Consider the following 11,694-nt stretch of genomic DNA (forward strand, 5'->3'; position numbering starts at 1 on the left):
AAACGATATAAGCTTTTCATTTATTTTCCTATGGCTTCATAGGCCCGCATAAACTTCTCAGCATTCACTTTAACGCCTGCAAAATCACCTGTTAATGCTGGTGCTGTCACACCACCTCCTGCACTTACAGCAGTCGCTCCGACTTTAAACCATTCTGCCACATTTGATTCATTAACACCACCAGATGGCATCACATTGATGTAAGGGAAAGGGCCTTTGAGGTCCTTAATCATCGCAGCTCCTGCAATATCTCCTGGGAAAAGCTTGATGAGTTCAGAGCCATATTCCATCGCGGTTTGTGCTTCTAATGGGGTCATCACTCCTGGAATATAAGGGATTTGATACAGGTTACAGATTTTAGCAACTTCTTTGTTAAAAGTTGGACTCACAATAAATTGAGCACCGGCAATAATTGCTAAACGTGCTGAGGTCGCTTCTAAAACAGTCCCTGCACCAATCATCACATCAGTTCCTGCATATGTGGCTACAAGATCAGCAATTACATCGTTTGCACGAGGTACCGAATAAGTCAGCTCAATACTTTTAATCCCACCGTCTACAACTGCTTCTACTATTTTGACGGCATCTTCGGCATTATCTGCTCGTACCACTGAAACAACACCCGACTTAATCACCTTTTCCAATAATTCTGCTCTTTGCATTATAAATCTCCTTGATAATTCTGACTCTTATAGAAGTCCATAAGTTCCTGACGTGTCGGATATCCTTCACTGTCCCCCGCACTTTGAACTGCCAAAGCGCCAATAGCACACGCACGATGTACAGCAACTTCCAGCGTTTTACCTTCAAGTAAAGCAGATTCTAAGCCGACAGCAAAGCCATCGCCTGCGCCTACTGTATCAACGACCTTGTCCACTTTAAAGCCAGAAACGGTATAAGTAGCACCAGCTTTCGTTTTGACAAATGCGCCTTCAGCGCCCAGTTTCACTACAACACTTTCGGTTAGATTGCTTTGGCTCAAATAAAAATCAGCAATTTCTTCTGGTTGGCTTGAACCCATCAGTATCTGGCCTTCATTAATACCCGGTAAAACGATCTGGCTGTTCTTCGCTAAGTTGTTGAGAGTATCTACCATTTCTTTTTGATTTTTCCAAAGCGCTGGACGAAGGTTTGGGTCAAATACCGTGAAGACTTTATTTTCCTGCAGCTTATCATTAAACGCTCTAAAAGTTTGAAGTGTTCTGGGCGATAATGCTGGAAAGATCCCTGAAAGATGAGCAATCTGAACATCTGCTAAAGTAGATAAATCAATCTCATCTATCTTCAAGTTTGAAGCAGCTGAATTTTTACGAAAATATGAAGTAACCGGATCCCCCGTACTCACACATTGTTTCAAATAAACGCCTGTCAAAAAGTTTTCATCGTAAATCAAGTTTTGCGTATCCAGCTCTGCCTCTTGTGCAGCCTCAGTAATAAACCGTCCAAAAGTATCTGCCCCAACTTTGGATACATAGCCCGCACTGTGACCTAAACGTTTGATACCAAGTGCAACATTAAATTCTGCTCCTGCGAGGTATTTCTTGAAATGTACTGCTTCATCTAAGTTGACATCCACATCTTGTGAGGCCATCACGACTAGAGGCTCGCCTATTGTTATAAATTTTGGCATAATTCTTTCTCCAAGGTTCAGCTCTTTATTTTATGGTTGCTTACCAATGTAGGCTAAGATTCCGCCATCTACGTAGAGAATATGACCGTTGACAAAGTCAGAAGCCTTCGAAGCCAAGAAGACTGCTGGGCCTTCAAGATCTTCTGGTTCTCCCCAACGCTCTGCTGGCGTTTTGGAAATGATAAAGGAATCAAAAGGATGACGTGAACCATCTTCTTGTAATTCACGTAAGGGCGCTGTTTGGGGTGTCGCAATGTAGCCAGGGCCAATACCATTGCATTGGATATTGTATTTTCCGTATTCTGAGGCAATGTTCTTCGTCAACATCTTCAAACCACCTTTAGCAGCAGCATAGGCTGAAACTGTTTCACGACCAAGCTCTGACATCATTGAACAGATGTTGATGATTTTACCGCCACCTTTCTTCATCATACCTGGAATAACTGCTTTCGAAACGATAAATGGACCATTCAAATCAATATCAATCACTTGACGGAAATCAGCGGCTGACATGTCAATCATCGGTGTACGTTTGATAATACCGGCATTGTTGACCAAGATGTCAATAATGCCGACTTCTTTTTCAATTTGCTCAACCATTGCATCAATTCCTGCTTCATCAGTCACATCACAAACATAACCGTGTGCTGTAATGCCTGCTTCTTGGTAAGCTGCCATACCGCGATCAACTGCTTCTTGGTTGATGTCATTAAATACAATCGTTGCTCCCGCTTTGGCATAACTTGATGCAAGGGCAAAGCCGATACCGTAAGTCGCTCCTGTTACAAGGGCGATTTTTCCTTCCAGTGAAAAGGCGTTTAAAATATTCTCAGTCATAATCTTCTCTTTCTGCTTTCGTTTATTTTTATTATTTAAGTTCGTTCATTGGAACAATATCCATATCGTCATAAGTGATATTTTCACCACACATTGCCCAAATAAAAGAGTAATTACTTGTGGCTACACCTGTGTGGATGGACCAACTTGGACTGATTGCCGCTTGTTCGTTTTGCAGCACTAAGTGTTTTGTTTCCTCGGGTTTACCCATGAAGTGGAAAATGGCATTGTCTTCTGGCAATTCAAAGTACAGATAAGCTTCCATACGACGTTCATGTGTGTGACAAGGCATAGTGTTCCATGCAGAACCAGGAGCAAGTGATGTTAAACCCATTTGGAGTTGGCAAGATTCGACTTGGTTTGGGTGAACATATTGGTTGATTTTGCGTTTATTCATATGTTCATCATCACCCGGTGTTAAAGGATTAATATTGGCCAGAGCGATTTTTTTATTCGGGTATTTTTGGTGAGCTGGAGCTGAAGCCACGTAGAATTTTGCTGGGTTTTGCAGATCTTTAGATTTGAAAATAACTTCCTTTGTCCCTTTTCCAATATAGTAGCCATCACGGTGTAAAACTTCATCTTCTTGGCCGTCGATGATAATACTGCCATCACCACCAATATTAATGACACCAAGTTCACGACGTTCTAAGAAATATTCAACTCCAAGAACTTTATCCAGAACAATTTCCAAAGGTTTTTCTGTCGGTTCAACTCCGCCAAAAATCAAGCGGTCATTGTGCGAATAAACCAAATGAATAAAGTTAGGTTCGAAGATGGTCTCTACTGCAAATTCTTCGCGCAGCTCTTGTGTCGTAAATTTCGCAATATCCTTTGGTGAGTGCGTATAACGTGTATCCATTGTTTGATTGTTCATTTGATGCTCCTTTTTTATTTGTAATTTATAAAAATGATGAACCGATTTACTAAACCGATTTACTAACATCTATTGTATTCGCTTTCAGTTGTTTTGTCAAGTATAAAAAATAAAAAAATACCAAAGGATATTTTTCCTTTGATATTTTTATAGTGAATGTCTGCTTTTTAGATCTGAGTCAACCACTGTAAGTTCTGCTTTTTGCGATTTGGCTTCGATATTTTTGACCAAAAGATCCGCTGCTGTGTAGCCTATCTTTACGGGATCCTGAACGATAGCAGTCAATCCTGGGCTAATCAGCTCTCCCAAAGCTCCATCATCATAACCTACCACTCCCACTTGTTCTGGCACAGCAATTTGCTTATCTTTCAGAATTTTAATAGCACCATAAAGCAGACCGCCGTTGAAGGCATAGATGGCTGTCTTTTTATCATCTTTACAGAAAGGCTCGATCTTTTCCCAAATCATTGGATCACTTGTAAAGAGATCCTTGACTTCTTCAGTGAATACTTCTTCCAGTTCAATATCCGTATCTTTTATTGCTTCGGTAATTCCTTCATAGCGTTTGAGACGAGTTGAAGAATTCTGCATTGGCGGTGTTAAGATGACAATCCTTTGATAACCTTCTTTGACAATCTTTTCCGCTAATTTTTTTGATTGCTCACCATTATCAGAAATAACAGCTGGCCAAATAAGGGGTTGAAGATAGCGGTCAACTTGGACTAAAGGCAAGTCTGAATCAATCGTCTTGTAATCCGTCGCTGCAGCTTTAAGAGGTTGAAGGATGATACCGTCAACTTTCTCGTCTAGTAATTTTTCGATATTGTATTGTTCATACTCTTCATCAAGGTCCGAGTTCATGATAAGCGTATGGTACTTGGTATTTTGCAATCTTTCCATCATCCCTTTTAATAAACGTGATGTATAAAGATTGGAAATGTCGGTTACTGAAATCCCGATAAGTGAAGAGTAACTTGACTTTAAAGCACGCGCTTGACGGTTCGGACGATAGTCGAGCTCTTCAATTTTATCTTGAATCCGTTGCCGTGTCTCTTCTGACATCCCTGCAAATTTACCATTTAAAAAATTGGATATGGTTGATTTTGATACCCCAGTTAACTTTGCGATATCGTTGATCGTTACTTTTTTAGTCATATGCCCTTATTATACGATACTTTGAAAAAAATAATAAGAAAAAAGTTATTTTTCACTTACTGTGCTCCATTTTGAATCGTGCTCCTGTACCACTGTTCCAGTTATGAGACTTATCAAGCGATGTTGACCGGGCTGAATCTTTCCCTGAAGACAAGGAAAAATACTGCGTGGATACAACACATTGGTATTCACTTCTGGTCGAACAATGTCTGCCTCGTCATAGCCTTTGATCGCTCTGATACTACTGCTCCCTAATGGCGTGTCTATTTGGGCAAATTTATTATCAGAAAAAGTTGAGCTTTCCTCAATCGTTGTGGAAAAACCGCCTTCTGCTACACACAATACTTTGTCTGTTTGGATATCGTGGATACGCAGATGCGCTTGACCTAAAGGGATAATCGTACTTTTGATGTGAACGGCTGGCATGGGTGACCAGTAATGCACCACACGATCTTCGAAGATTTCAAAAGAATCATCTTGGGCATGTGCTCGAAAGTACAGCCCGTCTTCACTCAGCGCTAAGGTATTATCAAAAGCGCCTTCAGCGTAAAAATAAGCGCCTTTGGGTACACTAAAACCAAACTGTGTCGAATAGACAAACTTACCATATTTGGCTGGTGCATGACTCTGATTTTCGATGAACTGCCCAGCTGGATAAAACATAATCTGCTCCGAATGGGCGCTGTGTTCAATCAAGGCTCGCATTTCTTTAGAGGCGATTCGTTTGCGTGATAAGCGTGGTAACTGTTTGTCGGCTTGCCAAAAAGGATGTTGACGGTCAACTGCTAAGAGTAAAAATGCTTTAAAAGCCCAGTAAGGTGAACCTGCTGCGTTATAATTTTCGGCCATATTGAGATTGGGATAAGCGTAACCAACATTTAAAATGCCATTTTCAGTAAAAATAGCCTCACGAAACCAGGATTGCATATGATTTGAAAAGAGTGCTTTAATATTTGACCAAGGCAAAGCTTCCAAATCCGCAAAAACTAAGGCTGACCAAAAAGCGCCCTGTGCAAAACGATAAGTCAAGCTTCGGCCAAAAGGCACTGCTCGTCCTTTTCGGTCAAACCAATACTGATAATCTTGCGCAAATAAAGTTGCCCTTTCCCTAATCTTTTTAAGCCGTTCAGCATCATCATGAGGATTTAAAAATTTTGAGATGAGCAAGCTATAGTAATGAAATGCCCACGGAATATAATAATCCACCTGACTTGCCTTACCGTCACAATACCATCCCTTCCCTTGATAACAGCTGTCAATGAAGGCAAACTCTTGCTCGATTATTTCTTGAGAATAAGGCATCTCCAAGTTTTTCATGGTGACATTGACCAAGATACGGAAAAAACGCCAGTTATTTTTGGGGATTTTTTGTTGGTTGATTTGAAGGAACCAGTTGACTATATTTTCTTTTTCTTGCAGACTAAAGTCCTGCCAGATGGTCTCCTTATTGAGTAGCAAACAGGTCGCTAAAGCTGCCATTTCGACAAATTTTTGGTCATAGTTGGCGAGCACGCCAAAATAATGCTTGCTTGTAGGATCTGTTCCCGCTACAAAGGAAGCATGAATTTCTTCTGTGAGAAAAACATCTTCATTTTGACTGAGATAAGGACCAATCGCCCAGACCAAACGGCTAAAGGTTTCCATCTGACTTGTCTCCTCATCATAGATAGCACCGTGATTGTGTCCCAAGTCGATATGACCAGAACCATTCATTTTTACTTTGAGCGGTTCAAGCATAAGTTTGAACCCCTGCGTGATCTCTTCATAAGAATCCCATTTTAAAGCTTTTAATTTCTTTTCTCGCATTTTATCTCTTTTCTGATGAAAATATCCCATGACTTTGCAAGGGATAGGTATAGTCTTATTGAACAGGCTTGTTTTTTCCAAAAACTTCAATCTGGGTTAGCGCAGGGAAGGGCGAATCATCTTGTGCCTTGTTTAAATGACCCAGTTTGATAAAAGTGGTCTGCTGTGTCGGAAATTTAAAGTTTTGAAACTCTTCCTGCTTTTCTGTGTCAAAGCTCATACAATTGCCATTTGAAAATGTAACTTCGACACTTTGCCAATAACTATCATGTGGAAAATCACAGCGGAAAAGTAAGTTCAGCTGATCCACTTCAACATGACGGCCAAAATCAATGGTTAATTCTGCATCAGCCTGCTGATTAATTCCCCATGAGGCAAAAGGATATGAACCATGTGATAGGTTAGCGCATTTACCATCTATGGCATTTTTCGCGAAAAAGACCGACTCATCACGTGTTTCGACATTGGCCGAAGCATGCGGATATACGCCTGAGTTTTCTTTTTGATCATGCGCATTAAAAGAAAGATTTTGATAGTTTGAAATTTCAAAAGGATGGGCTTTGCGCACGGTCAAGCTATGGCGTGCGGATTTGAAGGCCGTCTCCACAGAGGACTTTCGCAGATTTTCTGTTAAAGGGATTTCATATAACCATTCTTCTTGAGTAAAATAAAGGAGTGATGGCGCAAGAGTTTCATCCATCTGAACCATATAATAACCTGGAACCTCATCTACTGTAACACGAATCTTATCTCCCATCTGATACACATATTCCTTGATTCCTAGTGTACAAAGTTGGTTGCCTTGAGCCATAAATGGTGCGTACTCTTTCTCATGATCAAATTTACCAGAGATATTTTCTTTGTCCTTATTAAGCAGTTCAATTTTTATCATTCTTTGTTTCTCCATTTTCTTTATTCAGGTTGTTTGCCGATATAGGCAAGGATACCGCCATCGACATATAGGATATGCCCATTTACAAAGTTGGAAGCATCTGAAGCAAGGAAGACAGCTGCACCTTGTAAATCCTCCGGTTTCCCCCAACGTTCAGCCGGGGTTTTCGCAATAATAAAGGCATCAAAAGGATGACGAGAACCATCTGTTTGTCGTTCTCGCAGTGGTTTCGTTTGTTCGGTAGCAATATATCCAGGGCCGATACCATTACACTGAATATTGTATTTACCATACTCAGAGGCGATATTTTTAGTCAGCATTTTCAAACCGCCCTTGGCTGCGGCATATGCCGAAACAGTTTCACGGCCCAGCTCGGACATCATGGAGCAAATATTGATAATCTTGCCGCCTCCTTTTTTAATCATCGCAGGAAGCACGGCTTTCGACATAATGAAAGGACCTGTGAGATCAACATCTACAACCTTTCGGAAATCGCTCGCTGTCATGTCAAGCATCGATTGTCGTGCGATAATGCCCGCATTATTCACCAGAACATCTACACTTCCAACTTCTTCTTCAATCTGCTGCATCATAGCCGCAACTGCTGTTTCATCTGTGACATCACAGACGTAGCCATAAGCCTTAATGGCTTCTTTTTCATAAGCTGCTAAACCCGTTTCTACTCCCGCTTGATGTCTGGCATTAAAAACAATCTTTGCGCCTGCTTGGGCATAAGCAATACCAAGAGAATATCCAATCCCATGTGCCCCTCCAGTGATAAGGACTATTTTTCCCTCCATGCTGAATAATTTTAAAATATTATCTGTCATTTTTTATTCCTTTTCTTATTAAAAAGCAGGTTCATATGCAATATGAACCTTTTGTTCTTATACGGTCTATGAAAAATTTTCCAATGACTCGGAATTGTGTAAGTGAGGTAAGTCATCCGAAAATTCTTCACACACCGTGCAAGACGAATGCCTTATACAATGTGTGTTGTGTTTTATTTTGCTGGTGGCACAGGTAACCCTAGAATGCCAAGTGCACTGAGAACAATCGTGAAAATTAAAACCAACCAAATAACACGTGTAGAGTTCAATTTCTTTTGGCCCAACATCCAGTAAGTTAACAATGTGAGCAAAACTGGGATTAAGGCTGGCAAGATTCCATCTAATGTTGCTTGCATTTCTAACTTAACACCGTTATTTGTGTAAACCAGTGGCGTAGCTACCTTGATAACCGTTGGTATTAAAGCGCCAATAACAGTTACACCTAGAACAGTTGCCGCATTAGTAAAGGCAGAGAGTTTATCTTTTAATGTGGTTACTAATTTTACCCCTTGTTTATACCCTAGTGGAAGTAAAGCAGCGCGACCAAAGAGCAAGGCAATATTTGCAGCAATCCAAAGGAGACAGCCGACAGTCGAACCTTGCTGAGCTAAAGTTCCTGCAACAGAACCAAAGATTGTCCCCCAAATAACATGGAAAAGTGAATCTCCGACACCTGCAAGTGATCCCATGAGGGCCGTTTTCAAAGCCGCCACAGTTTCCTTCGCTTTATAACCTTCTTTTTCTTCAATGGCTACATCAATCCCCATAATCAAATTACCAAAAATAGCATTGGTATTGAAGAATTGGTTATGCGTTTTAGCCATATCTTTGAGTTCTTTATCGTCTTTGTAAAGCTTTTTCAGAACAGGCATGATGCCATAAAGATAACCTGAACTCATCATACGTTCATAGTTCCAGTTGAGCTGACTTCCCAAGATATAACGCCAGCTAATTTTATTTAAATCTTTTTTTGTAATTACTTCTTTATTGTTATTCATCACCGTCAAAGCCTCCTTCAAAGTTTTGGCCATTTGTTGTGCCTGCCTCAGCTGGTGCAGGCTTTGCGCTGTCACGTTTGAACACCAAGAGTGCTGCGACTACTCCGACAATCGCAATCCCCATCATCGGAACTTGTAAATATGCTGCAAGGAAGAAACCGACCATAAGATAGGGAATATATTGTTTCGTTGGCAAATAACGCAAGAGTATCGCCACACCGACAACAGGCAATGTGCCCCCAGCAACTTGAAGACCAGTCATCAACCATTCAGGCATTGCATTGGTCAAGGTTGTTACAGCAGCATCACCAACGATCAGCATGAGTAAGATGGGAATAGCACGAGATAGTCCCCAAAGAAATGAACCAGAGAGAACCAAACGTGGAATACGGCCGTATTGTTCTTTATCAATAGCTTTGTCAACTCTGTGAAGCAGGAAGACATTACAGAAACGTGCCACAACGTCAAGTTGGAGCATCAGAAGTGAGACAGGAACAGCTAAACCAATACCATAAGCTGCGCCTTTGCCTGAAATAATAGCGAATGCTGTACCAAGGACGGCACCTGTGAAATAGTCAGGTACAGAAGCTCCACCAAATGCTGCAATACCTAAGCGCATAAGCTGAAGGGTACCACCAACCATTAAACCAGTTTTCAAATCTCCCATAATTAAACCAGAAATCATACCGGCAATAGCTGGCTGAGTCAACGAATTCGAAATCAATGAATCATTGATAGCAATAAAGGCAAAAATTGTAATTAAAATGATTTGTAGGACTGTTAAATGCATTTTATCGTTCTCCTATTTTGTTAAGTTTTTCCATAAAGTCAATGGCGGGCTCACTTGGAACCAATTGGGCTGTGATTTTAACGCCACCAGCAGCAATTTTTTGGAAGATACCTTCTTCTTCTGGCATGACTTTGATGCTCTTTGTGACTTCTTTTGAACCTTCTTTATAGCTCATATTCCCTACATTAAGACTTTCAAGTTTCCCCCCTGCTTGAATAAATTTTAAAACATCGGCAGGTTTTTTAAAGAGAAGAAAAATCCGTTGTAAGCCATATTTCCCCGCATTGATATTTTCTGCTGCTTGGGCTACGGGAATAACTGAGAGTCGCATTGCTGATGGGCAAGCCATGCGTAAAGATGATTTTTGCAAGTCATCGCCAGCTGCCTCATCATTTGCAACAATGATGCGTTGTGTCCCCAAACTTGAAGACCAAATTCCAGCCACTTGTCCATGAATCAAGCGTTCATCAATGCGCGTGTTAACAATCTTTGCTTTACCTTGGTATTCAGAATAATCTGCCATATTAAGCGTTACTGCTTCTTGTGCCTTTGCTTCATTCAGCAAGTTTTTCGCATTAACCAGCGTTGTTCTGCTCGAAGTAACCAAATCATCAGCGGACGCAGTATCACTCACTGCTGCTTCTAAAACAAGAGAGAGGTTCATCCCAGCGATGATAGAAACATCATCATTATCGGTAAAATGCTTTAACGCCACGTTACAAGGTGTTCCTCCAAGTAAATCAGCAATAATTAAAGTTTCACCCTCTAAGGTCTGCATTTTTTCTAGTAACTCTTGTTGAAACTGGATATTATCACTATCCTCGGGCATACATACCACATGCATCTGTTCTTGCCGTCCGATGATCATCTCGAGACTTTCTTTCACCCCGGCAGCCATCGAACCATGGCTAATCAATACTATGTTTCTCATTTGACTCCTTATCAATCACGCAAGCGCTCTTTTATTTAACATGTTATCTTCTTGCATTATCAGTATATAACATATTAAGTAGCTTGTCAAGAGAAAATGTACACGGTTACATATTTTTTTGTAAAAAGCTCCCTAAAGCGCACTCTAAAGCCTTGTATATACAGCTTGCATATTATAACTTAACATGTTATCATTCTAATATAAGTTATATAGATAGGAGTATTTCTATTGATTCCAAAGTATGAACAAATCAAACAAGACTTATTATCTGAAATCAAAAATCATAAATTTATCCCCGGGGATAAATTTTATTCAGAAGCCGATATTAAACGAAAATATGAAGTAAGTTCTATCACTGCGGTGAAAGCCTTAAACCAATTAACAAGTGCAGGTTACCTCTACCGCGTTCAAGGAAAAGGTACCTACGTTTCTAAATCGAAAATTTCCCAAAATGTTAAATTCTCAGATATCGAATTGCATTCTCAAGATCACGAAACTGTCAAAGTTCTGTCAATAAAAGAGGAAAATGAACCTTCAATCTTAAAAGAGCTTGGACTTAGTCCAGACCAAAGTTATTATAAGATTGTTCGGGTACGTTATTTTGATGGAACCCCCTTTCTCTTACACTTTACACACCTTCCAAAAACTTTAGTCAAGGAGCCTGTGTCAGATCATTTAGAAGACTATTCGAGTGTCTATGAGCGAGTGAACAAAGACTTTGGTGTCGATCTTTATTCCATGTCCTCTGTTGAAACAAATGAAATTATTTTTCCAGATGAAAGTGAGTTGCTCAATGCGCTCAACTTAAGCTTCCGCGAACCTGTGGTCAAGCAGGTTAAACACACCTATCTTGTAGATAAGAGTGTTGCTGAATATATCGTCAGCTACAAACATTGGAAATACTTCAAAACAAAAATAGAAGTGGATGCCGAATAGCATCCACTTTTA

The 11,694-nt window shown here is 40.4% G+C and carries 12 protein-coding genes; 1 reads left to right on the top strand and 11 read right to left on the bottom strand.

Annotated elements, in window-relative coordinates:
- Positions 1-20 precede the first annotated feature (20 nt).
- The 11 genes from lgb_RS07035 to lgb_RS07085 form a co-directional block, all read right to left on the bottom strand.
- Entirely contained in the window at positions 21-662 is a 642-nt protein-coding gene (locus lgb_RS07035; RefSeq protein WP_019294123.1) for a bifunctional 4-hydroxy-2-oxoglutarate aldolase/2-dehydro-3-deoxy-phosphogluconate aldolase, read from the bottom strand.
- Positions 662-1,630, bottom strand: coding sequence for a sugar kinase (locus lgb_RS07040; RefSeq protein ID WP_019294122.1), 969 nt, complete (start codon positions 1,628-1,630; stop codon positions 662-664). The genes lgb_RS07035 and lgb_RS07040 overlap by 1 nt, the downstream gene beginning before the upstream one ends.
- Before the next feature lie 30 nt (positions 1,631-1,660).
- Complete coding sequence (locus lgb_RS07045) at positions 1,661-2,467, bottom strand: gluconate 5-dehydrogenase (protein ID WP_019294121.1); 807 nt, start codon at positions 2,465-2,467, stop codon at positions 1,661-1,663.
- A gap of 31 nt (positions 2,468-2,498) precedes the next feature.
- Positions 2,499-3,344 carry a 5-dehydro-4-deoxy-D-glucuronate isomerase gene (gene kduI, locus lgb_RS07050; RefSeq protein WP_019294120.1) on the bottom strand — a complete coding sequence of 282 codons (846 nt, stop codon included), beginning with the start codon at positions 3,342-3,344 and terminating at the stop codon, positions 2,499-2,501.
- A gap of 147 nt (positions 3,345-3,491) precedes the next feature.
- Positions 3,492-4,499: a LacI family DNA-binding transcriptional regulator gene (locus tag lgb_RS07055; RefSeq protein ID WP_019294119.1), complete on the bottom strand. Its 1,008-nt coding sequence runs from the start codon at positions 4,497-4,499 to the stop codon at positions 3,492-3,494.
- A gap of 45 nt (positions 4,500-4,544) precedes the next feature.
- Positions 4,545-6,305 (bottom strand): DUF2264 domain-containing protein, encoded by a 1,761-nt coding sequence (locus tag lgb_RS07060; RefSeq protein ID WP_019294118.1) that lies wholly within the window; start codon positions 6,303-6,305, stop codon positions 4,545-4,547.
- 55 nt (positions 6,306-6,360) lie between these two features.
- Positions 6,361-7,197 (bottom strand): hypothetical protein, encoded by an 837-nt coding sequence (locus lgb_RS07065; RefSeq protein WP_019294117.1) that lies wholly within the window; start codon positions 7,195-7,197, stop codon positions 6,361-6,363.
- A 20-nt stretch (positions 7,198-7,217) separates the two neighbouring features.
- A complete protein-coding gene (locus lgb_RS07070; protein WP_019294116.1) occupies positions 7,218-8,027 on the bottom strand; it encodes a gluconate 5-dehydrogenase in 810 nt (269 codons plus the stop codon).
- 173 nt (positions 8,028-8,200) lie between these two features.
- Positions 8,201-9,025: a PTS system mannose/fructose/sorbose family transporter subunit IID gene (locus tag lgb_RS07075; protein ID WP_019294115.1), complete on the bottom strand. Its 825-nt coding sequence runs from the start codon at positions 9,023-9,025 to the stop codon at positions 8,201-8,203.
- The gene (locus tag lgb_RS07080) at positions 9,018-9,815 is read right to left on the bottom strand and encodes a PTS mannose/fructose/sorbose/N-acetylgalactosamine transporter subunit IIC (protein ID WP_019294114.1); all 798 of its coding nucleotides are present in this window, start codon (positions 9,813-9,815) and stop codon (positions 9,018-9,020) included. The genes lgb_RS07075 and lgb_RS07080 overlap by 8 nt, the downstream gene beginning before the upstream one ends.
- Position 9,816: 1 nt before the next feature.
- Complete coding sequence (locus lgb_RS07085) at positions 9,817-10,746, bottom strand: PTS sugar transporter subunit IIAB (RefSeq protein WP_080567269.1); 930 nt, start codon at positions 10,744-10,746, stop codon at positions 9,817-9,819.
- 228 nt (positions 10,747-10,974) lie between these two features.
- Between lgb_RS07085 and lgb_RS07090 the strand changes: the two genes are divergently transcribed.
- Positions 10,975-11,682 (top strand): GntR family transcriptional regulator, encoded by a 708-nt coding sequence (locus tag lgb_RS07090; RefSeq protein ID WP_019294112.1) that lies wholly within the window; start codon positions 10,975-10,977, stop codon positions 11,680-11,682.
- The last annotated feature ends 12 nt before the right edge of the window (positions 11,683-11,694 follow it).

The organism is Lactococcus petauri (assembly GCF_023499275.1).
In the GTDB taxonomy this organism is placed as follows: Bacteria; Bacillota; Bacilli; order Lactobacillales; family Streptococcaceae; genus Lactococcus; species Lactococcus petauri.